This window comes from Dyella sp. M7H15-1 (assembly GCF_004114615.1).
Taxonomy (GTDB): domain Bacteria; phylum Pseudomonadota; class Gammaproteobacteria; order Xanthomonadales; family Rhodanobacteraceae; genus Dyella_B.
In genome coordinates this window covers 3330116-3353625 of the sequence record NZ_CP035300.1, presented here as the reverse complement: position 1 = coordinate 3353625, position 23510 = coordinate 3330116, and the positions used below count along the sequence as shown (strand labels likewise).

At 58.2% G+C, this 23510-nt stretch carries 32 protein-coding genes; all 32 read right to left on the bottom strand.

From position 1 onward, the window contains the following. Positions 1 to 145: 145 nt before the first annotated feature. The 32 genes from rplQ to rpoC all read right to left on the bottom strand — a co-directional run bounded on the left by rplQ (position 146) and on the right by rpoC (position 23407). Entirely contained in the window at positions 146 to 529 is a 384-nt protein-coding gene (rplQ, locus tag EO087_RS15445; RefSeq protein ID WP_128899640.1) for a 50S ribosomal protein L17, read from the bottom strand. A gap of 330 nt (positions 530 to 859) precedes the next feature. Then, entirely contained in the window at positions 860 to 1858 is a 999-nt protein-coding gene (gene rpoA, locus EO087_RS15440; protein WP_128899639.1) for a DNA-directed RNA polymerase subunit alpha, read from the bottom strand. A 16-nt stretch (positions 1859 to 1874) separates the two neighbouring features. Continuing rightward, positions 1875 to 2501 carry a 30S ribosomal protein S4 gene (rpsD, locus tag EO087_RS15435; RefSeq protein ID WP_128899638.1) on the bottom strand — a complete coding sequence of 209 codons (627 nt, stop codon included), beginning with the start codon at positions 2499 to 2501 and terminating at the stop codon, positions 1875 to 1877. Between the two features lie 81 nt (positions 2502 to 2582). Beyond that, positions 2583 to 2969 carry a 30S ribosomal protein S11 gene (rpsK, locus tag EO087_RS15430; RefSeq protein WP_115477094.1) on the bottom strand — a complete coding sequence of 129 codons (387 nt, stop codon included), beginning with the start codon at positions 2967 to 2969 and terminating at the stop codon, positions 2583 to 2585. A gap of 33 nt (positions 2970 to 3002) precedes the next feature. Next, complete coding sequence (rpsM, locus tag EO087_RS15425; protein ID WP_128899637.1) at positions 3003 to 3359, bottom strand: 30S ribosomal protein S13; 357 nt, start codon at positions 3357 to 3359, stop codon at positions 3003 to 3005. Positions 3360 to 3477: 118 nt separating this feature from the next. Next, positions 3478 to 4800, bottom strand: a complete 1323-nt coding sequence (secY, locus tag EO087_RS15420; RefSeq protein WP_128899636.1) for a preprotein translocase subunit SecY — start codon at positions 4798 to 4800, stop codon at positions 3478 to 3480. A gap of 6 nt (positions 4801 to 4806) precedes the next feature. Further along, entirely contained in the window at positions 4807 to 5238 is a 432-nt protein-coding gene (rplO, locus tag EO087_RS15415; RefSeq protein WP_128899635.1) for a 50S ribosomal protein L15, read from the bottom strand. A gap of 5 nt (positions 5239 to 5243) precedes the next feature. Next, positions 5244 to 5432 (bottom strand): 50S ribosomal protein L30, encoded by a 189-nt coding sequence (gene rpmD / locus EO087_RS15410; protein ID WP_128899634.1) that lies wholly within the window; start codon positions 5430 to 5432, stop codon positions 5244 to 5246. Next, positions 5425 to 5934: a 30S ribosomal protein S5 gene (rpsE, locus tag EO087_RS15405; protein WP_128899633.1), complete on the bottom strand. Its 510-nt coding sequence runs from the start codon at positions 5932 to 5934 to the stop codon at positions 5425 to 5427. The genes rpmD and rpsE overlap by 8 nt, the downstream gene beginning before the upstream one ends. 75 nt (positions 5935 to 6009) lie before the next feature. Beyond that, positions 6010 to 6363 (bottom strand): 50S ribosomal protein L18, encoded by a 354-nt coding sequence (gene rplR / locus EO087_RS15400; RefSeq protein WP_128899986.1) that lies wholly within the window; start codon positions 6361 to 6363, stop codon positions 6010 to 6012. Positions 6364 to 6454: 91 nt separating this feature from the next. Continuing rightward, on the bottom strand, positions 6455 to 6982 hold the full coding sequence (gene rplF, locus EO087_RS15395; protein ID WP_128899632.1) for a 50S ribosomal protein L6: 528 nt from the start codon (positions 6980 to 6982) through the stop codon (positions 6455 to 6457). Positions 6983 to 6992: 10 nt separating this feature from the next. Next, the gene (gene rpsH / locus EO087_RS15390) at positions 6993 to 7388 is read right to left on the bottom strand and encodes a 30S ribosomal protein S8 (RefSeq protein WP_128899631.1); all 396 of its coding nucleotides are present in this window, start codon (positions 7386 to 7388) and stop codon (positions 6993 to 6995) included. A 236-nt stretch (positions 7389 to 7624) separates the two neighbouring features. After that, positions 7625 to 7930, bottom strand: coding sequence for a 30S ribosomal protein S14 (gene rpsN / locus EO087_RS15385; protein ID WP_128899630.1), 306 nt, complete (start codon positions 7928 to 7930; stop codon positions 7625 to 7627). A 71-nt stretch (positions 7931 to 8001) separates the two neighbouring features. Continuing rightward, on the bottom strand, positions 8002 to 8544 hold the full coding sequence (rplE, locus tag EO087_RS15380) for a 50S ribosomal protein L5 (RefSeq protein WP_205744496.1): 543 nt from the start codon (positions 8542 to 8544) through the stop codon (positions 8002 to 8004). An 8-nt stretch (positions 8545 to 8552) separates the two neighbouring features. Then, the gene (gene rplX / locus EO087_RS15375) at positions 8553 to 8867 is read right to left on the bottom strand and encodes a 50S ribosomal protein L24 (RefSeq protein WP_128899628.1); all 315 of its coding nucleotides are present in this window, start codon (positions 8865 to 8867) and stop codon (positions 8553 to 8555) included. A 14-nt stretch (positions 8868 to 8881) separates the two neighbouring features. After that, positions 8882 to 9250, bottom strand: coding sequence for a 50S ribosomal protein L14 (rplN, locus tag EO087_RS15370; protein WP_115477106.1), 369 nt, complete (start codon positions 9248 to 9250; stop codon positions 8882 to 8884). A gap of 15 nt (positions 9251 to 9265) precedes the next feature. Continuing rightward, positions 9266 to 9526: a 30S ribosomal protein S17 gene (gene rpsQ, locus EO087_RS15365; protein ID WP_128899627.1), complete on the bottom strand. Its 261-nt coding sequence runs from the start codon at positions 9524 to 9526 to the stop codon at positions 9266 to 9268. A 12-nt stretch (positions 9527 to 9538) separates the two neighbouring features. Beyond that, a complete protein-coding gene (rpmC, locus tag EO087_RS15360; protein WP_128899626.1) occupies positions 9539 to 9724 on the bottom strand; it encodes a 50S ribosomal protein L29 in 186 nt (61 codons plus the stop codon). Further along, a complete protein-coding gene (gene rplP / locus EO087_RS15355) occupies positions 9724 to 10137 on the bottom strand; it encodes a 50S ribosomal protein L16 (protein WP_115477109.1) in 414 nt (137 codons plus the stop codon). The genes rpmC and rplP overlap by 1 nt, the downstream gene beginning before the upstream one ends. Before the next feature lie 12 nt (positions 10138 to 10149). Then, positions 10150 to 10905 carry a 30S ribosomal protein S3 gene (rpsC, locus tag EO087_RS15350; protein WP_128899625.1) on the bottom strand — a complete coding sequence of 252 codons (756 nt, stop codon included), beginning with the start codon at positions 10903 to 10905 and terminating at the stop codon, positions 10150 to 10152. A gap of 14 nt (positions 10906 to 10919) precedes the next feature. Beyond that, positions 10920 to 11255: a 50S ribosomal protein L22 gene (rplV, locus tag EO087_RS15345; RefSeq protein ID WP_128899624.1), complete on the bottom strand. Its 336-nt coding sequence runs from the start codon at positions 11253 to 11255 to the stop codon at positions 10920 to 10922. Further along, positions 11255 to 11527 (bottom strand): 30S ribosomal protein S19, encoded by a 273-nt coding sequence (gene rpsS / locus EO087_RS15340; RefSeq protein WP_115477112.1) that lies wholly within the window; start codon positions 11525 to 11527, stop codon positions 11255 to 11257. The genes rplV and rpsS overlap by 1 nt, the downstream gene beginning before the upstream one ends. A 13-nt stretch (positions 11528 to 11540) precedes the next feature. Next, on the bottom strand, positions 11541 to 12362 hold the full coding sequence (gene rplB / locus EO087_RS15335) for a 50S ribosomal protein L2 (RefSeq protein WP_128899623.1): 822 nt from the start codon (positions 12360 to 12362) through the stop codon (positions 11541 to 11543). A 17-nt stretch (positions 12363 to 12379) separates the two neighbouring features. Continuing rightward, positions 12380 to 12673: a 50S ribosomal protein L23 gene (gene rplW, locus EO087_RS15330; RefSeq protein ID WP_128899622.1), complete on the bottom strand. Its 294-nt coding sequence runs from the start codon at positions 12671 to 12673 to the stop codon at positions 12380 to 12382. Continuing rightward, positions 12670 to 13287 (bottom strand): 50S ribosomal protein L4, encoded by a 618-nt coding sequence (gene rplD / locus EO087_RS15325; protein WP_128899621.1) that lies wholly within the window; start codon positions 13285 to 13287, stop codon positions 12670 to 12672. The genes rplW and rplD overlap by 4 nt, the downstream gene beginning before the upstream one ends. An 11-nt stretch (positions 13288 to 13298) precedes the next feature. Next, positions 13299 to 13940, bottom strand: coding sequence for a 50S ribosomal protein L3 (gene rplC / locus EO087_RS15320; protein WP_128899620.1), 642 nt, complete (start codon positions 13938 to 13940; stop codon positions 13299 to 13301). 20 nt (positions 13941 to 13960) lie between these two features. Continuing rightward, positions 13961 to 14272 carry a 30S ribosomal protein S10 gene (gene rpsJ, locus EO087_RS15315; protein ID WP_014402136.1) on the bottom strand — a complete coding sequence of 104 codons (312 nt, stop codon included), beginning with the start codon at positions 14270 to 14272 and terminating at the stop codon, positions 13961 to 13963. Between the two features lie 367 nt (positions 14273 to 14639). Then, positions 14640 to 15830, bottom strand: a complete 1191-nt coding sequence (gene tuf / locus EO087_RS15310) for an elongation factor Tu (protein ID WP_128899609.1) — start codon at positions 15828 to 15830, stop codon at positions 14640 to 14642. Between the two features lie 153 nt (positions 15831 to 15983). Then, positions 15984 to 18110: an elongation factor G gene (gene fusA, locus EO087_RS15305; protein ID WP_128899619.1), complete on the bottom strand. Its 2127-nt coding sequence runs from the start codon at positions 18108 to 18110 to the stop codon at positions 15984 to 15986. Positions 18111 to 18140: 30 nt separating this feature from the next. Then, positions 18141 to 18608, bottom strand: a complete 468-nt coding sequence (rpsG, locus tag EO087_RS15300; RefSeq protein ID WP_128899618.1) for a 30S ribosomal protein S7 — start codon at positions 18606 to 18608, stop codon at positions 18141 to 18143. A 17-nt stretch (positions 18609 to 18625) separates the two neighbouring features. Further along, positions 18626 to 19000, bottom strand: a complete 375-nt coding sequence (rpsL, locus tag EO087_RS15295; RefSeq protein ID WP_115479997.1) for a 30S ribosomal protein S12 — start codon at positions 18998 to 19000, stop codon at positions 18626 to 18628. Positions 19001 to 19192: 192 nt separating this feature from the next. Next, entirely contained in the window at positions 19193 to 23407 is a 4215-nt protein-coding gene (gene rpoC / locus EO087_RS15290) for a DNA-directed RNA polymerase subunit beta' (protein ID WP_128899617.1), read from the bottom strand. Positions 23408 to 23510 lie beyond the last annotated feature (103 nt).

The following is a 23510-nucleotide window of genomic DNA, read 5'->3' as shown; positions in this document are numbered from 1 at the left end:
GACAGGGCTTGGGGTCGGGATGCTGACATTACCCGTTCACTGCAGCGCTGTCAGCAGGTGCTTGCCGTGCCTTAAGGATGCACAAACCCCGGCAAGCTACCCTGCCAGGGTTTTGCGTTTGGACGTCCAGATGCGGCTGAACGAATTACTCAGCGTCGACCGCCTCGGTGCGCGGACGATCCACCAGTTCGACATACGCCATCGGTGCATTGTCGCCAGGACGGAAGCCACACTTGAGGATGCGCAGGTAGCCGCCAGGACGCTCGCGGTACCGCGGACCTAGTTCCACGAACAGCTTGCCCACGGCCTGCTTGTCGCGCAGCCTGGCAAACGCAAGGCGGCGGTTAGCTACGCCATCAACCTTGGCTAAGGTGATCAGCGGCTCGGCGATACGGCGCAGTTCCTTGGCTTTCGGCAACGTGGTGCGGATCAGCTCGTGCTTGATCAACGACGAAGCCATGTTCTTGAACATCGCTTCGCGATGGCTGCTGGTGCGATTGAGCTTACGCCCGGATTTCATATGACGCATGATGAGACTCTCTTTGTCTATTGTTATGAAAAGCCGGTCATTGATTCGACTTTCCGCGGTTACCCGCTGTTGGGCCCTTGATGAAACGGGCCTTTAAGAGTGCGGTCAGGAAGGACCGCTTCCAGTGTTTGACGACTCGAAGAACAGCGCCAACACCATCATTACAGCGATCAAACGGACCGCCAAATCATCTTATTTGCAGCCATGAAGGCCGTCTTTTCATCTTCAACGATCTTTCAATCGTGCTAGATAACAGCGGAAGCTCTAAGCACAATCCCACCGCCCATTTTAATAATGTTGGCGATCACGATCGCCAACATCATCTTCTTCTCACCCCAGCTGCATGCCGTGCGAAAGGCCCGGTGGCGGCCAGTTTTCCAGCTTCATGCCCAAGGCGAGACCACGCACGCCGAGGACATCTTTGATTTCCGTGAGCGACTTCTTGCCAAGGTTCGGCGTCTTCAGCAACTCCACTTCGGTCTTCTGCACGAGATCGCCGATGTAGTAGATGCTCTCGGCCTTCAGGCAGTTCGCCGAACGTACGGTGAGTTCCAGATCGTCGATCGGGCGAAGCAGCAGCGGATCGAAACCACTCTTCTCCGCCTTGTCCGTAGCGCTCTCGCGACGTGAGAAATCACCGAATACCGAGAGTTGGTCATTGAGGATCTCGGCGGCCTTGCGTACCGCGTCCTCCGCACCGATGGTTCCATTCGTCTCGATATCGAGGACCAGCTTATCAAGATTCGTGCGCTGCTCTACGCGAGCCGCATCGACCTCATAAGCCACACGCAGCACTGGCGCAAACGAAGCGTCGAGCTGCAAACGACCGATCGGACGCGCCTCGTCATCCGGATGCTGGCGCAAGCTAGCCGGCTGATAGCCAACGCCACGCCGCACCTTCAGGCGCATGTTCAGCGCAATATCCTTCGTCAGGTGGCAGATCACGTGTTCCGGATTGATGATCTCCACCGAGTGATCGACAGCGATGTCACCAGCCGTGACCGCTCCCTTGCCCTTCTTGGCCAGGGTCAGAGTGACTTCGTCACCCGTGTGTTGACGGATTGCCACTTCCTTGAGGTTCAACAGGACTTCGATCACGTCCTCCTGCAAACCTTCCAGAGTGGTGTACTCGTGCAGCACGCCATCCATTTCCACCTCGACGATGGCACTGCCAGGAATCGAAGAAAGTAGGACGCGACGCAGCGCATTACCTAAGGTGTGACCAAAACCACGCTCGAGCGGCTCCACCACGACCTTGGCGCGATTCGGTCCGAGCTGCTCTACGCTGAGGCCGCGAGGTCGCAGCACGCTAGTTGACGAAACTGCCATGCAGGGCTCCGGTTGATTACTTCGAATAAAGCTCGACGATCAGCGCTTCGTTGATGTCGGTCGGCAGGTCCGCACGATCCGGCACCGACTTGAACGTGCCGGCGAACTTCTTGCTATCCACTTCCACCCACTGCGGGCGCAGATCCATGGTGTCGAATACAGTGCCGGCTTCCTGCACGCGCAACTGATTGCGCGCGCGCTCGGCAACAGCGATCTCGTCACCCGGGCGAACCTGGTAGGACGGGATGTTAACCTTCTTACCGTTGACCAAGATGGCCTTGTGCGAGACAAGCTGACGTGCCTGGGCCCGGGTAACCGCAAAACCCATACGGTACACAACGTTGTCCAGACGGCTTTCGAGCAGGCGCAGCAGATTCTCGCCGGTGTTGCCCTTGAGGGTCGACGCCTTGGTGTAGTAGTTACTAAACTGACGCTCAAGCACACCGTAGATGCGCTTGACCTTCTGCTTCTCGCGCAACTGGACGGCATAGTCGGACATGCGCATACGCTTGTTGGCGCCGTGTTGACCGGGCTTGTTCTCCAGCTTGCATTTGGAGTCGATAGCGCGCGCCGGGCTCTTCAGGCTCAGGTCCGAACCTTCACGACGCGCAAGTTTGCAGGTAGCTCCACGATAACGTGCCATGGAATATCTCTCTTTAAATGTCCGGCCATGGACGGCCGGTTTTTGATCTTTGCGGTCACGGATGATCGCAAAAATAAAGTCTTAGACGCGACGCTTCTTGGGGGGACGGCAGCCGTTATGTGGAATCGGCGTGACATCGATGATGTTGAGAACTTTGTAGCCGAGGGCGTTCAGCGAACGCACCGCCGACTCGCGGCCCGGGCCCGGGCCCTTGATCCGCACTTCCACTGTCTTCACACCGTAGTCGCCAGCAGCGCGGCCAGCCTTTTCGGCAGCGACTTGAGCAGCAAACGGCGTGGACTTGCGTGAACCACGGAAACCTGCGCCGCCGGCTGTCGCCCACGATAGCGCGTTACCCTGACGATCGGTGATGGTGACGATGGTGTTGTTGAAGGAGGCCTGTACGTGAGCCACCGCATCGGTAACAACACGTTTGACTTTCTTCTTGGTCTTAACTGGCTTTGCCATGTTCGGAATCCAAATCTCTCAGTAAGCGATCAATTACTTCTTGATCGCGCGACGCGGGCCCTTGCGGGTGCGTGCGTTGGTACGCGTGCGCTGGCCGCGCACCGGCAGACCACGGCGATGGCGTAGACCGCGGTAGCAACCCAAATCCATCAAACGCTTGATGGCCATACCGACTTCACGGCGCAGATCGCCTTCCACGACGTATTTGGCGATTTCGTGGCGGATCTTTTCCACCTCACCTTCGCTGAGCGACTTGATCTGCGTGTTCGGGTTCACGCCCGCCATTTCACAGACCTTCTTGGCCCGGCTGCGGCCGATACCATAGATGCTCTGCAGACCAATCCAGACGTGTTTCTGGACCGGCAAATTGACACCCGCAATGCGCGCCATGATGTACTTTCTCCGATGCTTTCTCGCGCGGTAAACGCGCAATTCTAACCCTAATCAAACTGTCAGGAAAGTCCTGCGGCATCCACCGCGTCTTTCCACCCGGAACCTATCTGCTGCCTCAGCCGCGGCGCAGATTGGCCTTTTTGAGCAACCCTTCGTACTGATGGCTGACCAGATGTGCCTGCACTTGCGCCGTAAAATCCATCACTACCACCACCACAATCAACAGCGACGTACCGCCGAAGTAAAACGGGACATGCCAGGCGTTCTGCATGAATGTTGGCACCAAACAGACCAGCACGAGGTAGAGGGCACCCACACCGGTCAGACGCGTCATCACGGAATCGATGTACTCAGCCGTCGAGCGACCCGGGCGAATACCCGGAATCAGCGCACCAGACCGCTTGAGATTGTCGGCGGTGTCCTGCGAGTTGAACACGATCGCCGTATAAAAGAAGGCAAAAGTGATCACTAATACTGCATAGATAATGTCGTACAGCGGCTCACCCGGGGTCAGCACCTGAACCACGTCCTGCAGCCAACGAGACTGATGACTCGCGTTGCCCCACGTCGCTGCCATCGCCGGGAACATCAAAATACTGTTCGCAAAGATAGGTGGAATCACACCCGCCATATTAATTTTGAGCGGCAAATGCGAAGTCTGGTTCATGTACGAACGCTGACCGCCAGACCTCCGCGCGTAGTTCACGGTAATGCGTCGCTGTGCACGCTCCATGAATACTACGAACGCCGTTACCGCCAATACCAGTGCCACGACCATGATCAGCTTGATCGTGCTCAACTCGCCATTGCCGGACATCGATAGCGTATGTGCCACCGCACCCGGAAGACCCGCCACGATACCTGCGAAGATCAATAACGAAATGCCGTTGCCGATGCCGCGCTCGGTCATCTGCTCACCTAGCCACATAAGGAACATGGAGCCGGCGGTCAAACCCACCACCGAAGACAGAATGAAACCAAAGCCCGGCATGTAAACCACGGGCATGCCGTCACTGGACTGTTTCATCAAGGCCACGGCGATACCGAAAGCCTGGAAAGCCGAGAGACCAACCGTGCCGAAACGGGTATACATCGTCAACTGACGCTGACCAGACTGGCCTTCCTTGCGTAGCGCCTGCAGACTGGGAATGACAGAGCCCATCATCTGCACCACGATTGAGGCGGAGATGTAAGGCACCACACCCAACGCAAACACCGAGAAACGCCCCAACGAACCACCCGAGAACATGTTGAACATGTCCAGTAGGCCGCCGCTCTGGCCAATCAGATTGGCCATCGCGTCCGGATTCACACCCGGTACCGGAATAAACGAGCCGAGGCGATACACAATCAGCGCACCGATCACGAAGAAGATGCGTTGACGCAACTCGGTTAATTTACCGAGAGATCCGACCGATGTGCCTTTGGCTGCGGCCACGTGTAATTACTCCACGCTGCCGCCGGCAGCCTCGATGGCAGCCTTAGCGCCAACCGTAGCCAGCAGACCCGACAACTTCACCGCGCGGCCAATTTCACCTTTGGCAACAACCTTAACCTTCTTGGCGCGACTGTCGATGAGGCCTGCTTGGTGCAGCATGACAGCATCGATCACATCCGCCTTGATAGTTGCGAGTTGGTACAAGAACACTTCCTGGCTCTCGGCTTTCTTTTTGGAGCGAAAGCCAACCTTCGGCAGACGGCGTTGCAGTGGCATCTGACCGCCTTCAAAACCGAACTTATGAGTGCCGCCGGCACGAGCATGCTGACCCTTGTGGCCACGGCCAGCGGTCTTGCCCAGGCCCGAGCCGATACCGCGACCGACACGCAGGCGCGTCTTACGCGAACCAGCCGCCGGCTTGATGTCATTCAGACGCATGATGCTTACTCCTCGACCCGCACCAAGTAGTAGACCGTGTTGATCAGTCCACGCACCTGCGGGCTGTCTTTCAATTCACGGATGTCGTTGAGTTTGTTCAGGCCGAGCGCCTTGACGCTTAGGCGATGACGGCTCTGTACACCGCGCAGGCCCTTGACTAGACGAACACGGACGATCTTTTCATTGTTAGCCATTGCCCAGCACCTCTTCCACGGTCTTACCACGCTTGGCCGCGATCTGCTTCGGCGAGGCAACGGCCTGCAGACCCTTGATGGTGGCGCGAACCAGATTGATCGGGTTACGCGAACCAACGGCCTTGGCAAGCACGTTCTTTACACCTACCACCTCCAGCACAGCGCGCATAGCGCCGCCAGCGATCACGCCAGTACCTTCAGAAGCCGGCTGCATGAATACGCGAGCCGCACCGTGATTGGCTTTGATGGCATACCACAAAGTGCCGTTGTTCAGATCGATGCTCACCATGTTGCGGCGAGCGCGGTCCATCGCCTTGGAGATGGCTACCGGCACTTCGCGCGCCTTACCATAACCGAAGCCAACCTTACCCTCTCCATCACCGACGACAGTCAACGCGGTGAAGCTCATCTGACGGCCCCCCTTGACGGTCTTGGCCACGCGGTTGACAGCAATCAATTTCTCAAGCAGGCCGTCTGAATTTTCACGATCGGTAGAAGACATATCTTTTTCCGTATGCCCAGACCATCCGGGACTTTTACTTGCGGCGGAGCCGCTTGGAGTTGTTGTGTTTGCTACTTAGAACTTCAGGCCGGCTTCGCGAGCAGCGTCAGCCAGGACTTTGATACGACCGTGATAGCGGAAACCGGAGCGATCGAACGCAACGACTTCGATACCTGCCGCCCTCGCTCGCTCGGCAATCGCCTTACCCACCGTCGCAGCAGCGGTCAGGTTCTTGGTGCCTTTCAGGCCATCAGCCACCGACTTTTGCACGGTCGAGGCTGCGGCAACCACCTTTTCGCCGGAGGCGTCGAACACCTGCGCATAAAGATGCTGGCCGGTGCGGTGCACCGACAGTCGGGCCACCGCGAGCTTGCGGATATGCGAACGGGTCGACTTGGCGCGACGCAGGCGGGCTTCTTTCTTGTTCATCATGTATCTCCAACAAGCGGATCGGCGATTTAGCAGGGGCTCTTTTAAAAAGTCCGGCCATGGATGGCCGGGCTCTTCGCGAGGGACCCGCCTATGCCTTCTTGGCTTCCTTCAGGGTGATCTTCTCACCGGCATAGCGCACGCCCTTGCCCTTGTAGGGCTCAGGCGGACGATAACCGCGAATCTTAGCAGCGATCTCGCCTACCAACTGTTTGTCCGAACCCTTGATAAGGATTTCGGTCTGAGTCGGGGTTTCGAGGGTGATGCCTTCCGGGGCGTTGAAGACGACAGGATGCGAGAAGCCGAGGCTGAGATTCAGCGCCTTACCAGTCATGGAGGCACGGTAGCCCACGCCAACCAGCTCAAGCTTGCGCTCATAGCCATCGGAGACGCCTTTGATCATGTTCGCCAGCAGCGCACGCGCCGTGCCGCCGAACTTGTGATCCGCGCCTTCGGCGACCTGGATATTGATCACGCCGTTCTCGTTAGCCACCAAAATACCCGGCAGGGCATGGGTGGACAGGCTACCCTTCGGGCCTTTCACAGCGATGTTGTCATCTGCAACCTTAAGCTCGACGCCCTTGGGCAGGGAAATGGGTTTCTTGGCTACACGGGACATCGGAAACTCCTTACGCGACCAGGCCGATGACTTCGCCGCCCATGCCCTTGGCACGGGCCTGTGCGTCGGTCAGCAGACCGGCGGAAGTCGAGATGATCGAAACACCCAGACCGCCGAGCACCTTCGGCAGGTCACCCTTGCCACGGTACACACGCAGACCTGAGCGACTAACGCGCTCGATGCGCTCGATAGCCGGACGGCCTTCGAAATACTTGAGCCTAATCTCGAGCACCGGCTTGCCCTCCACACTGGAGGTCTTGGCGTCGAGGATGTAGCCCTCGTTCTTGAGAAGGTTGGCCAGCGCCACCTTCAGCTTCGACGATGGAACGCTGACAGCCTGCTTGCCCGTAGCCTGGGCGTTGCGAATGCGCGTAAACAGATCGGCGATGGGATCAGTCATGCTCATGAAAACTTCCTTCTGAGTGCACCGATATCCGATAAAACCGGAAATCAATTCTAGATTGTGAGCCGGCCAATCGCCGGTCTGCGGAATGCAGACCTCCAATTATAACAGGCTTTTCCAGCTTTTGCGAATAGCGAGTGAAATTTGCTAGTTTCCCCACCCGTCAGAATTAAACGAGGAACCGGTGGCGTTCACCTAGTCGCTCCCTCGCCCCAATAGGGAGAGGGAGCTGAATCCATTTACCAGCTAGCCTTGCGCAAGCCCGGCACGTCACCACGCATGGTGGCTTCGCGGAGCTTGTTGCGACCTAGGCCGAACTTGCGATACACGCCGCGAGCACGGCCAGACAGTGCGCAACGGTTACGCTGACGGCTCGGGCTCGCATCACGCGGCAGCTTCTGCAGTTTGGCCTGTGCGTCCATCTTTTCCTCGTAGGAGGATCTTGGATTCAACACAATAGCCTTAAGTTCTGCACGCTTAGCAGCGTACTTCTTGACGAGCTTGGTCCGCTTGATATCGCGGTTAACCATTGAGGTCTTTGCCATAGTGGTTCTAGTCTCTTTTTGAAGAGTCCGGCCACAAATGGCCGGCTTTTCCTCGATCAGGGAAGATCGTCTTAATTACGAAACGGGAAGCTGAAGGCTTCCAGCAATGCCTTGGCTTCTTCGTCGGTCTTGGCGGTAGTGGTGATGGAAATATCCATACCACGCATGGCGTCAATGGCGTCGAAGTCGATTTCCGGGAAGATAATCTGTTCCTTGATGCCGAAGTTGTAGTTACCACGGCCATCGAAGGCGCGACCTGACGCGCCGCGGAAGTCGCGGACGCGAGGCAGCGAAATGTTGATCAGACGATCCAGAAATTCCCACATCTGAGCACGGCGCAAGGTCACCTTGCAGCCGATCGGCCAGCCGTCACGAATCTTGAACGAGGCAACGGACACGCGCGCTTTGGTCGTGATCGGCTTCTGACCTGCGATCTTGGTCATGTCGGCCACAGCATTTTCGAGCACTTTCTTATTGCCCGCCGCTTCGCCCACGCCCATGTTCAGCGTGATCTTGGTGATGCGGGGAACCTGCATCACATTTTGGTATCCGAAACGCTCAGTGAGCTTCTGGATGACCTGGTCTTTATAAAAGGTTTCAAGGCGCGTCATGATCGTGTTCCTTACGCGTCCACGACCTCGCCGGACGAACGGTACACGCGGACCTTGCGCCCATCATTGAGCGTCTTGGCACCAACGCGTTCACCCTTGTTCGTGGCGGGGTTGAACAGCTGCACATTGGAGATATGGATCGAAGCTTCACGCTCGACGATGCCACCGGCCTGGTTGGCCTGCGGATTCGGCTTGGTGTGGCGCTTGACCAAGTTGACGTTGGAGACGAATACGCGATCGCCCTCAACGCGCAGCACGTCGCCGCGCTGACCTTTGTTTTTACCGGTGATCACGATGACCTGATCACCCTTGCGGATACGGTTCATGGTTCTTCTCCGCCTCAGAGCACTTCGGGTGCAAGCGAGACGATCTTCATGAACTTCTCGCCGCGCAGCTCACGAGTCACGGGCCCGAAGATACGGGTGCCGATCGGCTCGAGCTTGTTGTTAAGGAGTACGGCCGCGTTACCGTCGAAACGGATCAGCGAACCGTCGGCGCGGCGCACACCCTTGGCGGTACGAACCACCACGGCGTTGTAAACCTCGCCCTTCTTCACCTTGCCACGCGGGATGGCATCTTTCACGGTGACCTTGATGACGTCACCGATCGCGGCGTAACGGCGTTTGGAACCGCCGAGCACCTTGATGCACATTAGTTCCTTCGCGCCGCTGTTGTCCGCGGCAGAAAGCGTGCTTTGCATCTGAATCATGTCTGCACCCTCCCCTTAGACTTCGGCGCGCGTGACGATTTCGACCACGCGGTGATGTTTGGTTTTGGAAAGCGGACGGCATTCCGCGATGCGCACCACATCGCCCTCGTTCGCGCCCAGATCATTCTGCGCGTGGAGCTTGGTGGAACGGCGCACGATCTTGCCCAGCAGCGGATGCTGCACCTGGCGTTCGACCAACACGGTAACCGTCTTTTCCATCTTGTTACTGATAACGCGACCCTCGAGGGTACGCACCTGTTTATTGTTGTCGCTCATCTCGGCCGCCTCTTACTTCTTGCCGCCAAGCACGAACTTCGTGCGGGCGATATCGCGCCGGACGCGGCGCAGCTGGTGCGGCTGGTTGAGCTGGCCGGTACCCTTTTGCATGCGCAGGTTGAACTGCTCCTTGCGAAGGTCCAGCAGGTGCTGCTTCAACTCTTCGGCCGACTTGGTTGTTAGGTCTTTGATGGCCATCACATCACCGCCCTGGATACAAACTGGGTCTGCACCGACAACTTGGCAGCGGCCAGGCGGAATGCCTCGCGCGCGGTTGCCTCGTCGACACCCTCGATTTCATAAAGCATGCGGCCCGGCTGGATCGGTGCGACCCAGTACTCCACGCCACCCTTACCGGCGCCCATTCGGACTTCGATCGGCTTCTTGGTGATCGGCTTGTCCGGGAACACGCGGATCCACAGCTTGCCACCGCGCTTCACGAAACGCGTGATGCAACGACGAGCCGCTTCGATCTGACGCGCGGTGAGAGCACCATGCGTGGTGGCCTTAAGGCCGTACTCGCCAAAGCTGACGAGGTTGGCGCTGAACGCCAGGCCGTCGTTACGGCCCTTGAACTGCTTGCGGTATTTGGTTCGCTTGGGTTGCAACATGGCAACTCTCCCTTACTTCGTCCGCTCGCGACGGCCTTCACCGCCCTCGCGACGACCTTCACGACGGCCCTCGCCACCCTCACGCTCACGGCGCGGCTGCGCGGACTGCTCTTCCTTCGGCTCCTGGCCAGCCTGGGACAAGTCGAAGATTTCGCCCTTGTAGATCCAAACCTTGATGCCGATGATGCCGTAGGTGGTCTTCGCTTCGGCGGTGCCGTAGTCGATGTCCGCACGCAGAGTGTGCAGCGGCACGCGACCTTCGCGGCTCCACTCGGAGCGAGCGATCTCGGCGCCGTTCAAACGACCAGACACGTTGATCTTGATGCCCAGGGCTCCCAACCGCATTGCATTGCCCACGGCACGCTTCATCGCTCGACGGAACATGATGCGACGCTCGAGCTGCTGCGCGATCGATTCGGCCACCAACTGGGCATCAATCTCGGGCTTGCGCACTTCGTTAACGTTGATGTGCGCGGGAACGCCCATCATATCACTAACTTCCTTACGCAGCTTTTCGATGTCCTCACCCTTCTTGCCGATCACTACGCCCGGACGAGCAGTGTGGATCGTCACGCGAGCGGTCTTGGCTGGGCGTTCAATCTGAATCTTCGAGATTCCTGCGGCGGCCAATTTCTTGCGCAGCATCTCGCGGACCTTCAGGTCAGCAGCGAGGTACTGGGCGTATTCGCCCTTATTGGCGTACCACTTCGAGTTCCAGTCCTTGGCAATGCCGAGGCGGATACCGGTGGGATGAACTTTATGACCCATCGTCTTTCGTCCTCTTAGTTACCAACGACCACAGTAATATGGCTCGTACGCTTCAGGATGCGGGAACCACGGCCTTTGGCGCGGGCATACATACGCTTCATCGCCGGACCTTCATCCACGAAGATGCGCGAGACCTTCAGCTCGTCGACATCAGCGCCGAGGTTGTTTTCGGCGTTGGCCACGGCTGACAGCAGCACTTTGCGAACAAGGTGCGCGGCCTTCTTGTTGGTGAATTGGAGCACGTCACTGGCACGGCCCACGGGCATCCCACGGACCAGGTCAGCTACCAGGCGTGCCTTCTGCGCGGAAATGCGAGCGCTACGCAGGATCGCTTTGGCTTCGGTGCTCATCACTTGCCCTTCTTATCGCCGCCATGGCCCTTGAAAGTGCGCGTCACGGCAAACTCGCCGAGCTTGTGCCCGACCATGTTTTCGTTGACGAGCACCGGCACGTGCTGGCGACCGTTGTGGATGGCGATGGTCAATCCCACCATTTCCGGCAGGATCATGGAGCGACGCGACCAGGTCTTGATCGGGCGCTTGGAGTTGGTGGAAACCGCAGCTTCCACCTTCTTCACGAGGTGAAGGTCTACGAACGGACCTTTCTTCAATGAACGCGGCATGACGGTTTCCTAATTACTTGCGACGACGCACAATGAACTGCTGCGTGCGTTTGTTGTTACGGGTCTTGTAGCCCTTGGTCGGCGTACCCCACGGGCTAACCGGATGACGGCCACCGGAGGTCTTGCCTTCACCACCACCGTGCGGGTGATCAACCGGGTTCATCACCACACCGCGAACGGTCGGGCGAATGCCCTTCCAGCGGGTAGCCCCTGCCTTGCCGAGCTTGCGCAGACTGTGCTCGGAATTGCCCACTTCACCGATGGTGGCGCGGCAATCGACCGGCACGCGGCGCATTTCGCCCGAGCGCAGACGCAACGTGGCGTAGCCGGATTCGCGAGCAATCAGCTGCACCGAAGCGCCGGCCGAACGTGCGATCTGCGCACCCTTGCCGGGCTTCATTTCCACGCAATGCACCGTCGAACCGACCGGGATATTGCGCAACGGCAGGCTGTTGCCCACCTTGATCGGCGCATCGTGACCCGAGACCACGCGGTCTCCCACCGCCACGCCGGCCGGCGCGATGATGTAGCGACGCTCACCGTCGGCGTAGCACAGCAACGCGATATGTGCGGTGCGGTTCGGGTCGTATTCCAGACGCTCAACCTTGGCAGCGATGCCTTCTTTGTCGCGCTTGAAATCAATGATGCGGTAAGCCTGCTTGTGACCGCCGCCGCGATGACGTGTAGTGATGCGACCAAAATGGTTGCGACCACCCGTCTTCGACTGGCTTTCGGTCAGCGGCGCGTAAGGAACACCCTTGTGCAGCCCCTCGGTGCGGACGCTAACAGCGTCGCGGCGACCCGGCGAGGTTGGCTTGTGATTGATTAATGCCATCTGTCAGAACTCCTGGCTCAGGCCTTGGCCGATGCGTCAATCGTCTGACCTTCGGCGAGACGGACGTAAGCCTTGCGTTTGCCCTGGCGGTTGCCCGCGCGGAAACGGAAGGACTTGACCTTGCCCTTGGCGTTGACGAGATTCACCTGTTCGACCTTGACGTCGAACATCTTCTCGACTGCTTGACGGACATCGGCCTTGGTTGCCTCAGGGGCCACCACGAAAACGTACTGGTTGCTCTCGGCAAGACGAGCTGCCTTTTCTGAGATGTGTGGCGCGCGCAGCGTATTCAGAATGCGTTCGTTGCTCATGCCAGCCACTCCTCTATCTTCTTGACTGCCTCGACGGTCATCACTACGTAGTCGGAGCCGACCAGACTAACCGGATTCAGCGCCATCACGTCCACTACATGGAGATACGGGATGTTACGCGAAGCCAGAAACAGCGCTTCGCTGGCATCTTCTGACACAAGCAGCACGCGACCGGAAACCTGCAACTCAGCTAGTTTGGCAACCATCGACTTCGTCTTCGGGGTGTCGATGTCGAAACTCTCGACCACCTTCAGGCGACCCTGGCGGTTCAGCTCCGAAAGAATGGAGCGGATCGCCACGCGATAAGCCTTACGATTGACTTTTTGCGCATAGCTGCGGGGCTTGGCTGCAAACGTCACACCGCCACCCACAAAAATCGGGGCACGGTAGTCGCCATGACGGGCACCACCGCCCTTTTGCTTCTTGAACTTCTTTGTGGTACCGGACAGTTCGCCACGCGAGAGTTGGGCCTTGGTACCCGCGCGACCGCCTGCCTGATAGGCAACAATCACCTGATGAATCAGGGCTTGCTTGAACTCGCCACCGAACACTCCGTCCGATACGCTAAGCGCTGCCTTATTAGGCGATGTTGCGCCAATTACATTGAGTTCCATGCCTTCTCTCCTCAACTCTTGGTGGTCGGACGGATAACGACGTCGCCACCGGTTGCACCCGGCACCGCGCCCTTCACCGCAATCAGATGACGCTCAGCGTCAACCTTGACCACTTCCAGACCCTGTACGGTGCGATTGACCGCACCCATGTGGCCCGACATCTTCTTGCCCGGGAACACGCGACCCGGCGTCTGACGCTGACCGATAGAACCCGGTGCACGATGCGACAGCGAGTTACCGTGGGTGGCGTCACCCATCTTAAAGTTATGGCGCTTGATCGTGCCCTGGAAGCCCTTACCCTTGCTGACGCCGGCCACGTCGACGACCTGGCCGACCTGAAATACTTCATCAGCCTTGATTTCGGTGCCCACGGCATACTTGCCGAGATCGGCCGCATTCAAGCGGAATTCCCACAGGCCACGACCCGGCTCAACCTTGGCCTTGGCGTAATGACCCTTCTCAGCGTTGTTCAGCAGACTTGCGCGCTTGACGCCCGCGACAAGCTGCACCGCGCTGTAACCATCGTTATCTTCCGTCTTCACCTGCGTCACGCGGTTCGGCGTCGCTTCGATCAGCGTCACCGGAATAGAGCGTCCATCTTCGGTGAAGAGTCGGCTCATGCCACACTTACGACCAACCAGTCCGATACTCATGTTCGTATCCTGTCTATCGCTCAACCAAGCTTGATCTGAACATCGACGCCAGCGGCGAGATCAAGCTTCATGAGCGCGTCCACGGTTTTGTCATTGGGATCGACGATATCCAGCACGCGCTTGTGGGTGCGGGTTTCATACTGATCGCGAGCGTCTTTGTCGACGTGCGGCGACACCAGAATGGTGTAGCGCTCAATCTTGGTCGGAAGCGGAATCGGACCGAGAACCGTAGCACCAGTGCGCTTGGCCGTCTCGACGATTTCACTGGCCGAACGATCGATCAGACGATGATCGAACGCCTTGAGCCGAATGCGAATCTTTTGGTTCGCCATAACCGTGTCCTATTATCTAAAGAACAAATCTGTGAATCGGGGTAGCTTCTCGCTACTCCGCACAACCCTTACACCCTGCAAGACCCTTTGAGATTTACGCTCAAGAGACCTCAAAACACCGAGCAGGCCGTTTTGCGGCCTGCTCGAACAAATAGCACATGCGGAAACCTTTTTGGCGATAGAGCCTCAGCTCCACTCCGGGACCGCAACATCCTTGTTAGCGAACTCGAAGCACATCCTGTACCTCATTTCGCGGTATGTCGTTGGCATTTCCAGCGACTACAACTTATGTACTATAGCCTATTCACAGCCACATGACAAGCATCAAAGAAAACCGTCTGCAAGGCAGGCGGCCTTCTCTATTTCATTACTTGGTGATCTTGGCGACGACGCCGGCACCGACGGTACGGCCACCTTCGCGGATCGCGAAGCGCAGGCCTTCCGTCATCGCGATCGGCGCAATCAGCGACACCGAGATCTTCACGTTGTCGCCCGGCATCACCATCTCCGTGCCTTCCGACAGCTTGATCTCGCCGGTCACATCCGTGGTGCGGAAGTAGAACTGCGGGCGGTAGTTGCTGAAGAACGGCGTATGACGACCACCCTCATCCTTTGACAGCACATAGATCTCGCATTCGAAGTCCGTGTGCGGGGTGATCGAACCCGGCTTGGCCAGCACCTGGCCGCGCTCCACGTCATCACGCTTCAGGCCGCGTACCAGCAGGCCAACGTTGTCGCCCGCCTGCCCTTGGTCCAGCAGCTTGCGGAACATTTCAACACCGGTCACCGTGGTCTTCTGGGTCGGGCGGAGACCCACCACTTCGACTTCGTCGCCGACCTTGATGATGCCCGTTTCCACACGACCGGTCACCACCGTACCGCGGCCGGAAATCGAGAACACGTCTTCCACCGGCATCAGGAACGGCTTGTCCAGCACCCGCACCGGCTCCGGAATGTAACTGTCCAGCGCGTCCACCAGCTTGACGATGGCCGGCACGCCGATTTCCGACTGGTCGCCTTCCAGCGCCAGCTTGGCCGAACCCTTGATGATCGGGGTGTCGTCGCCTGGAAACTCGTACTTGGACAGAAGTTCACGCACTTCCATCTCCACCAGCTCAAGCAGCTCAGCGTCGTCCACCATGTCGGCCTTGTTCAGGAACACGAGGATGTACGGCACGCCCACCTGACGGCTCAGCAGGATGTGTTCGCGCGTCTGCGGCATTGGGCCGTCCGCAGCCGAACACACCAGGATCGCGCCGTCCATCTGAGCCGCACCCGTGATCATGTTCTTCACGTAGTCCGCGTGACCCGGGCAGTCCACGTGGGCGTAGTGGCGGGTCGGCGATTCGTATTCCACGTGCGCGGTCGAAATCGTGATACCGCGCGCCTTTTCTTCCGGCGCCTTGTCAATCGCGTCGTAGGCCTTGAACTCACCGCCAAACCGCTCTGCACCAACCTTCGTCAGCGCCGCCGTCAGCGTCGTCTTGCCGTGGTCCACGTGACCGATCGTGCCCACGTTCACGTGCGGCTTGGTGCGTTCGAATTTACCCTTTGCCATGGCCTAAACCTCTTAAAGAACCTTGTTAATCAATTTTGAGAGTGCGGCCAGGCCGCTTTTTGATATTCGCAATCACAAATGATCGCATTAATTCAGCGGTGCGACGACGAAGGGCCGCTTACTGATTATTACGATCCGAACAAATCGCAATAATCACGCCTTCTTCATAACCTGTTCGGCGATGTTGTTCGGCGCCGGTTCGTAATGATCAAATTCCATCGTAAACGTGGCACGACCCTGTGTCTGCGAACGGAGTGCCGTAGCGTAGCCAAACATTTCACCAAGCGGGATCATCGCATTGATGGTCTTGCCCGACGGCGTATCATCAGAACCCTGCAACACACCGCGGCGACGATTTACGTCACCCATAACATCACCGAGATAGTCCTCGGGCGTCACAATTTCGACCTTCATGATCGGCTCCAATAAGATTGGCTGCGATTGCTTCGCACCTTCTTTGAAGAGCTCTCTGAACGCGCCATGGGCAGCGATCTTGAACGCCATTTCTGACGAGTCAACATCATGGTATGAACCGAATACCAGCTTGGCCTTCACCCCCACCACTGGGAAACCAGCAAGCTGGCCGCTGGTGATGGATTCACGCAGACCTTTTTCCACCGACGGAATGTATTCCTTCGGAACCACACCGCCTGTAATTTCGTTGACGAATAGGAAATCGTCCTTCACGTTCGGATTCTTGTGGTCTTCATCAGCCATCTTTGAGAACTCGATGACTACGTGACCGTACTGACCTTTACCGCCTGACTGCTTGGCGTGCTTGAAATCCGCCTTGTAGGCTCCCTGGATGGTTTCACGATAAGCCACCTGCGGCTTACCAACGTTAGCCTCCACGTTGAACTCGCGCTTCATGCGATCAACAAGGATGTCCAGATGAAGCTCACCCATACCAGAGATGATGGTCTGCCCGGACTCTTCGTCGGTACGAACACGGAACGACGGGTCTTCCGCAGCCAGACGGCCGAGGGCGACACCCATCTTTTCCTGGTCCGACTTGGTCTTCGGCTCAACCGCCATCGAGATCACCGGCTCCGGGAACGTCATGCGCTCCAGGGTAATGACATGATCCTGCGCGCAAAGTGTGTCACCTGTAGTGACATCCTTCAGTCCAACTGCGGCAGCAATGTCTCCCGCACGGACTTCCTTGATTTCCTGCCGCTCGTTGGCATGCATCTGCAGAATACGGCCGATGCGCTCCTTCTTCGACTTCACTGGGTTGTACACGGCATCACCGGAATTCAGCACGCCCGAGTAAACGCGGAAGAAGGTGAGCGAACCCACAAATGGGTCGGTCATGATCTTGAACGCCAGCGAGGAGAACGGAGCGCTGTCGTCAGCACTGCGACTCGCCTCCTTCTCGTTCTCATCAATGCCCTTGACCGGTGGCCGATCGGCCGGCGATGGCAGCAAATGAATCACTGCATCGAGCATGGCCTGCACACCCTTGTTCTTGAATGCGGTACCGCAGAATACGGGGATAAGCTTGTTGGCTAGTGTACCGGCGCGAAGGCCACTGATGATGTCTTCTTCGGAGAGATTGCCCTCTTCCAAGTATTTGTTCATCAGTTCTTCGGAAGTTTCGGCTGAAGACTCGACCATAAAGTTGCGCGCGACGTCAGCAGCATCCTTCAGATTGGCCGGAATATCCGTGTACTCGAACTTCATACCCTGGGACTCCATGTCCCAAACGATCGCCTTCATCTTGACCAGGTCGATCACACCTTCGAAATTGTCTTCGGCACCGATGGGCATCTGCATCGGCACTGGATGCGCGCCGAGGCGCGACTTTAACTGCTCGACAACCTTGTTGAAGTTGGCGCCAGTGCGATCCATTTTGTTGACGAATGCAAGACGAGGCACGCTGTACTTGTTGGCCTGACGCCAAACGGTTTCCGACTGCGGCTGCACACCACCCACGGCACAGAGCACGAACACTGCACCATCGAGCACGCGCAGAGAACGCTCAACTTCGATGGTGAAGTCCACGTGACCTGGTGTATCAATGATGTTGAAGCGATGCTCGGGCAAGGAGCGATCCATGCCCTTCCAGAACGTCGTCGTTGCCGCCGATGTAATAGTGATGCCTCGCTCCTGCTCCTGCTCCATCCAGTCCATGGTCGCAGCACCGTCGTGCACCTCGCCAATCTTGTGACTGACGCCGGTGTAGAACAGGATGCGCTCCGTGGTCGTGGTCTTACCGGCATCAATGTGGGCCATGATGCCGAAATTGCGATAGCGCTCGATGGGAGTGGTGCGTGCCACGGCATTAACCTCGAATCCGTACGATACTGCTTACCAACGATAGTGCGAGAAGGCCTTGTTGGCTTCCGCCATGCGGTGCGTTTCCTCACGCTTCTTGATCGCGCCACCGCGATTTTCCGAAGCCTCCAACAATTCTGCAGCCAACTTGCGCGGCATGGATGTCTCGCCACGCTTGCGCGCGGCTTCGATCGCCCAGCGCATGGCAAGAGCCATACGGCGACCAGGACGTACTTCGACCGGCACCTGATAGGTAGCACCGCCGACACGACGGGATTTCACCTCGACAGCCGGAGCGATGTTGCCCAGCGCCTTTTCGACGAGCTGAACCGGCTCGGCATGCTTTTCACCGAGGTGATCCAGCGCACCATAAACGATGGCTTCGGCCACGGACTTCTTGCCGCTCTTCATCACCATATTGATGAAACGGGCGATGAGTTGGCTGCCGTGCTTGGGATCGGGCAGGACTAGGCGGGCGGGATGTGAACCTTTACGCGACATGTTTCGTGTCCTTTAACTTAGCTCTTCGGGCGCTTGGCGCCGTACTTCGAACGAGCCTGGCGGCGCTTGGTGACGCCGGCGCAGTCGAGGCTGCCACGAACGGTGTGGTAACGCACACCCGGCAGATCCTTCACACGGCCACCACGGATGAGCACCACCGAGTGCTCCTGAAGGTTGTGACCTTCACCACCGATGTAGCTGATGACCTCGTAACCATTGGTCAGGCGCACTTTGGCAACCTTACGCAGGGCCGAGTTCGGCTTTTTCGGGGTGGTGGTATACACGCGCGTGCAAACGCCGCGGCGCTGCGGGCTACTTTGCAGGGCCGGAGAGGCACTTTTGTAGCTCTTCGGGCTGCGGGATTTGCGCACCAACTGATTGACTGTCGTCATGCGAAACTATTCCTGGGAAACATAAAGGCAGGCCGAAATAAACCGGTCTGCCGAGAAGCGGAAATTTAACATGGGCGCCTTACCTCAGGCAAGAAGTCACCGGGCAAGAACGGGCCCGTCATCCTTGACTCGAACACGAGGCGCATTCGATGCGCCTCATTTCGTATGTCGGTGAGCAAAACCGCTCGGGGCTTACTCAACACTTGCATCACTGCCTATTGGCGCCTCCCCAAAGGATATCTGAGCTGCAGAATTGGAGAGGGCTTCCAGCTCCGAGGCGGTCAGATCACCTTGGCGATGACGCTGTGCGTGATACGCCAAACCCGTACCAGCCGGAATAAGACGTCCAACAATAACATTTTCCTTCAGACCACGCAAGGTATCGCGTGTGCCACGAACCGCGGCTTCGGTAAGAACGCGCGTGGTTTCCTGGAACGAAGCCGCCGAGATGAAGGACTCGGTCGCCAACGATGCCTTGGTGATACCCAGCAACACGGATTGGAACTCGGCCGGACGTTCGTCGCGAGCATTCGCACGATCGTTCTCGGCGTTGATCCGCACGCGCTCCACCTGCTCGCCGCGCAGGTAGTGGCTCTCGCCCGGCTCGGTGATCTCGACCTTGCGCAGCATTTGACGAATGATCGTTTCGATGTGCTTGTCGTTGATCTTCACACCTTGCAGACGGTAGACATCCTGGATTTCCTTGACCAGGTAAGCCGCCAGCGGCTCGACACCCAGCAAGCGCAGGATGTCGTGCGGATTGGGCTCGCCGTCGACGATGGTCTCGCCCTTTTCCACGTGCTCGCCTTCGAACACGATGACCTGGCGCCACTTCGGAATCAGCTCTTCGTGCTCGTTACCCTCGCTATCTTTGATGATCAAGCGCTGCTTGCCCTTGGTGTCCTTGCCGAAGCTGACTACGCCCGAACGCTCGGCGAGAATCGCCGGTTCCTTCGGCTTGCGCGCCTCAAACAAGTCGGCCACGCGCGGCAGACCGCCGGTGATGTCACGGGTCTTGGAGGTTTCTTGCGGGATACGGGCAACCACGTCACCCACGCCCACTTCGGCGCCGTTCTGGATCGACACGATCGCGCCGGCCGGCAGGAAGTATTGCGCGGCGACGTCGGTACCCGGCAGCTTGAGCTCGCGACCCTTGTTGTCTTCCAGACGCACGATCGGACGCAGGTCCTTAGCTGCAGTACCGCGACGCTTCGGATCGGTCACCACCGCCGATTCCAGACCGGTGAGTTCGTCGGTCTGGCTCTGCACGGTAACGCCATCGATAAAGTCGATGAAGCGCACCACACCGGCCACTTCCGACACGATCGGATGGGTGTGCGGGTCCCAGTTTGCGACGACCTGGCCAGCCTTGACCGGCGCGCCATCCTTGACCGAGATGGTGGCGCCGTAAGGCACCTTATAGCGTTCACGCTCGCGACCGTTAGCGTCAATGACCGATACTTCGCCCGAACGCGACACGGCCACCAGGTTACCCTGGTTATGCTGCACAGTCTTGAGGTTGTTGAACTTCAGCGTGCCGGTGGTCTTCACCGAGACGTTGTCCACCGCAGCCGCACGCGACGCCGCACCACCGATGTGAAACGTACGCATGGTCAGCTGGGTACCAGGCTCACCGATCGACTGCGCAGCCACCACGCCCACGGCTTCACCCATGTTCACCAGGTGACCACGGGCGAGGTCGCGACCGTAACATAGTGCGCAAACGCCATGACTGGCCTGACAGGTGATCGACGAACGCACCAGCATCGACTGCACGCCGGCCTTATCGAGCTTCTCGACCAGAGCTTCGTCCAGCAGCGTGTTGCGCGTGACGATCGGCTCGTCGTCGCCGCCCGGCGCATAGACATCCTCAGCCACCACGCGGCCGAGCACGCGCTCGCGCAGCGGCTCGACCACGTCACCGCCTTCCACGATCGGCTGCATGATTAAGCCTTCCTCGGTACCGCAATCGGTCGAGGTGATGACCACATCCTGCGCCACGTCGACCAGACGACGGGTCAGGTAACCGGAGTTCGCCGTTTTCAACGCGGTATCGGCCAGACCCTTACGAGCACCGTGGGTCGAGTTGAAGTACTGCAGAACGTTCAAGCCTTCGCGGAAGTTCGCCTTGATCGGCGTCTCGATGATCGAACCGTCCGGACGCGCCATCAGACCACGCATACCAGCCAGCTGACGAATCTGCGCCACCGAACCACGTGCGCCGGAGTCGGCCATGATGTACAGCGAGTTCATGGACTTCTGGTTGACCGTCTTGCCTTCGGTATCGGTGACCTTGTCGGTACCGATACCGTCGATCATAGCCTTGGCGACCTGCTCATTGGTACGCGACCAGATGTCGACCACCTTGTTGTAGCGTTCGCCCGCCGTCACGAGACCGGACTGATACTGCTCCTGGATCTCGACCACTTCCTTTTCAGCTTCTTCCAGAATGCCCTTCTTCTCAGCCGGGATGATCATGTCATCGATGCCAATCGAGATACCGGCGCGCGTTGCAAAACGGAAGCCTGTGTACATCAGGTGGTCGGCAAAGACCACGGTGTCCTTCAGACCCAGACGACGGTAGCTGGCGTTGATCAGGCGCGAGATGGCCTTCTTCGACAACTCGGTGTTGGCAAGTTCGAACGGCAGACCTTCAGGCATAATTTCGGCAAGCAGCGCGCGACCCACCGTGGTATCCACTAGCGAGATCGTGCCGATGCGCTCACCGCTATCGTGCACGTGCACCTGCTTCATGCGAACCTTGATCTTGGCATGCAACTGGACGACACGATTGTCATACGCACGGCGCACTTCAGCGATGCTAGAGAACACCATGCCGGTGCCCTTCGCATTGACCAGTTCGCGCGTCATGTAGTACAGACCCAGCACCACGTCTTGGGTCGGCACGATGATCGGCTCACCATTGGCGGGCGATAGGATGTTGTTGGATGACATCATTAGTGCACGTGCTTCGAGCTGTGCTTCGATCGACAGCGGTACGTGCACGGCCATCTGGTCACCGTCGAAGTCCGCGTTGAACGCGGTACACACGAGCGGATGCAGTTGGATGGCCTTGCCTTCAATCAGCTTCGGCTCAAACGCCTGGATGCCAAGACGGTGCAAGGTCGGTGCGCGGTTGAGCAGCACGGGATGTTCGCGGATCACCTCTTCGAGAATGTCCCACACTTGACCTTCTTCGCGCTCGACCAGCTTTTTGGCGGCCTTGATCGTGGTGGCTTCACCACGGTTCTGCAGCTTGGCAAAGATAAAAGGCTTGAACAGTTCCAGCGCCATCTTCTTGGGCAGACCGCACTGGTGCAGGCGCAGGGTCGGACCAACCACGATGACCGAACGGCCGGAGTAGTCCACACGCTTGCCGAGCAGGTTCTGACGGAAACGACCCTGTTTGCCCTTGATCATATCGGCGAGCGATTTCAGCGCACGCTTGTTGGTGCCGGTGATGGCACGACCACGACGGCCGTTGTCCATCAGTGCATCGACTGACTCCTGCAACATGCGCTTCTCGTTGCGCACGATGATGTCGGGTGCATTGAGTTCGAGCAGACGCTTCAGACGGTTATTGCGGTTGATGACGCGGCGATACAGATCATTCAGATCGGAGGTCGCGAAGCGGCCACCATCCAGCGGCACCAACGGGCGCAGATCCGGCGGCAATACGGGCAACACGGTCAGCACCATCCACTCCGGACGGTTGCCGGATTCGAGGAAGGCTTCGATCAGCTTCACGCGCTTTGTCAGGCGCTTGAGTTTGGTTTCGGAGTTGGTGGAAGCGATCTCTTCCTTAAGGCGAATCACTTCACCTGGCAGATCGAGCGACTTCAGCAGCTCGTACACGGCCTCGGCACCCATGCGGGCGTCGAATTCGTCGCCGTGTTCTTCCACGGCTTCAAGGTACTGATCTTCGCTGAGCAGTTGGCCACGCTCAAGTGCGGTCAAACCCGGATCGATCACCACGAAGGCTTCGAAGTATAGGATGCGCTCGATGTCGCGAAGGGTCATGTCCAGCATCAAGCCGATGCGCGACGGCAGCGACTTGAGGAACCAGATGTGCGCGGTCGGCGACGCCAGTTCGATGTGGCCCATGCGCTCGCGACGTACCTTGGCCAAGGTGACTTCGGTGCCGCACTTTTCGCAGACTACGCCGCGATGCTTCATGCGCTTGTACTTACCGCACAGGCATTCATAGTCCTTGATCGGACCAAAGATGGCCGCACAGAACAGACCGTCACGCTCCGGCTTGAAGGTGCGGTAGTTGATCGTTTCAGGCTTCTTCACCTCGCCGTACGACCAGGAACGGATCAGCTCCGGCGACGCCAGCGCGATCTTGATCGAATCGAACTCGGGCGTGGTGCGCTGCTGATTGAATAGATTGAGCAAATCTTTCATGTGGGTCTCCGATTGGAGCAATCTCTATGGTCGGGTTCCGCGGAATTACCGGGGTTAGCTTTTCCGGGACCCGGGACCCGGGACTCGGGACTCGGAGAAGCAA

What these genes read in the sequence shown, in the direction of transcription:
- rplQ (WP_128899640.1), bottom strand. Translation starts at nt 529, where the DNA reads ATGCGTCATATGAAATCCGGGCGTAAGCTCAATCGCACCAGCAGCCAT.
- rplV (WP_128899624.1), bottom strand. Translation starts at nt 11,255, where the DNA reads ATGAGCACCGAAGCCAAAGCGATCCTGCGTAGCGCTCGCATTTCCGCG.
- rplP (WP_115477109.1), bottom strand. Translation starts at nt 10,137, where the DNA reads ATGTTGCAACCCAAGCGAACCAAATACCGCAAGCAGTTCAAGGGCCGT.
- rpoA (WP_128899639.1), bottom strand. Translation starts at nt 1,858, where the DNA reads ATGGCAGTTTCGTCAACTAGCGTGCTGCGACCTCGCGGCCTCAGCGTA.
- rpsM (WP_128899637.1), bottom strand. Translation starts at nt 3,359, where the DNA reads ATGGCGCGCATTGCGGGTGTCAATTTGCCGGTCCAGAAACACGTCTGG.
- rplB (WP_128899623.1), bottom strand. Translation starts at nt 12,362, where the DNA reads ATGGCATTAATCAATCACAAGCCAACCTCGCCGGGTCGCCGCGACGCT.
- rplN (WP_115477106.1), bottom strand. Translation starts at nt 9,250, where the DNA reads ATGATTCAGATGCAAAGCACGCTTTCTGCCGCGGACAACAGCGGCGCG.
- rpmD (WP_128899634.1), bottom strand. Translation starts at nt 5,432, where the DNA reads ATGGCTAACAATGAAAAGATCGTCCGTGTTCGTCTAGTCAAGGGCCTG.
- rpsS (WP_115477112.1), bottom strand. Translation starts at nt 11,527, where the DNA reads ATGCCGCGTTCATTGAAGAAAGGTCCGTTCGTAGACCTTCACCTCGTG.
- rpsL (WP_115479997.1), bottom strand. Translation starts at nt 19,000, where the DNA reads ATGACGACAGTCAATCAGTTGGTGCGCAAATCCCGCAGCCCGAAGAGC.
- rpsE (WP_128899633.1), bottom strand. Translation starts at nt 5,934, where the DNA reads ATGTCTTCTACCGATCGTGAAAATTCAGACGGCCTGCTTGAGAAATTG.
- rpsQ (WP_128899627.1), bottom strand. Translation starts at nt 9,526, where the DNA reads ATGAGCGACAACAATAAACAGGTGCGTACCCTCGAGGGTCGCGTTATC.
- rpsC (WP_128899625.1), bottom strand. Translation starts at nt 10,905, where the DNA reads ATGGGTCATAAAGTTCATCCCACCGGTATCCGCCTCGGCATTGCCAAG.
- rplW (WP_128899622.1), bottom strand. Translation starts at nt 12,673, where the DNA reads ATGAGCAACGAACGCATTCTGAATACGCTGCGCGCGCCACACATCTCA.
- rplO (WP_128899635.1), bottom strand. Translation starts at nt 5,238, where the DNA reads ATGCGTCTGAATGACATCAAGCCGGCGGCTGGTTCGCGTAAGACGCGC.
- tuf (WP_128899609.1), bottom strand. Translation starts at nt 15,830, where the DNA reads ATGGCAAAGGGTAAATTCGAACGCACCAAGCCGCACGTGAACGTGGGC.
- rpsJ (WP_014402136.1), bottom strand. Translation starts at nt 14,272, where the DNA reads ATGGCGAACCAAAAGATTCGCATTCGGCTCAAGGCGTTCGATCATCGT.
- rpsH (WP_128899631.1), bottom strand. Translation starts at nt 7,388, where the DNA reads ATGAGCATGACTGATCCCATCGCCGATCTGTTTACGCGCATTCGCAAC.
- rpsK (WP_115477094.1), bottom strand. Translation starts at nt 2,969, where the DNA reads ATGGCAAAGCCAGTTAAGACCAAGAAGAAAGTCAAACGTGTTGTTACC.
- rpoC (WP_128899617.1), bottom strand. Translation starts at nt 23,407, where the DNA reads ATGAAAGATTTGCTCAATCTATTCAATCAGCAGCGCACCACGCCCGAG.
- rplD (WP_128899621.1), bottom strand. Translation starts at nt 13,287, where the DNA reads ATGGAACTCAATGTAATTGGCGCAACATCGCCTAATAAGGCAGCGCTT.
- rplC (WP_128899620.1), bottom strand. Translation starts at nt 13,940, where the DNA reads ATGAGTATCGGACTGGTTGGTCGTAAGTGTGGCATGAGCCGACTCTTC.
- rplX (WP_128899628.1), bottom strand. Translation starts at nt 8,867, where the DNA reads ATGAACCGTATCCGCAAGGGTGATCAGGTCATCGTGATCACCGGTAAA.
- rpsG (WP_128899618.1), bottom strand. Translation starts at nt 18,608, where the DNA reads ATGTCGCGTAAAGGTTCACATCCCGCCCGCCTAGTCCTGCCCGATCCC.
- rpsN (WP_128899630.1), bottom strand. Translation starts at nt 7,930, where the DNA reads ATGGCAAAGACCTCAATGGTTAACCGCGATATCAAGCGGACCAAGCTC.
- rpmC (WP_128899626.1), bottom strand. Translation starts at nt 9,724, where the DNA reads ATGGCCATCAAAGACCTAACAACCAAGTCGGCCGAAGAGTTGAAGCAG.
- rplF (WP_128899632.1), bottom strand. Translation starts at nt 6,982, where the DNA reads ATGTCCCGTGTAGCCAAGAAACCCATTTCCCTGCCCAAGGGCGTCGAG.
- rpsD (WP_128899638.1), bottom strand. Translation starts at nt 2,501, where the DNA reads ATGGCACGTTATCGTGGAGCTACCTGCAAACTTGCGCGTCGTGAAGGT.
- rplR (WP_128899986.1), bottom strand. Translation starts at nt 6,363, where the DNA reads ATGAACAAGAAAGAAGCCCGCCTGCGTCGCGCCAAGTCGACCCGTTCG.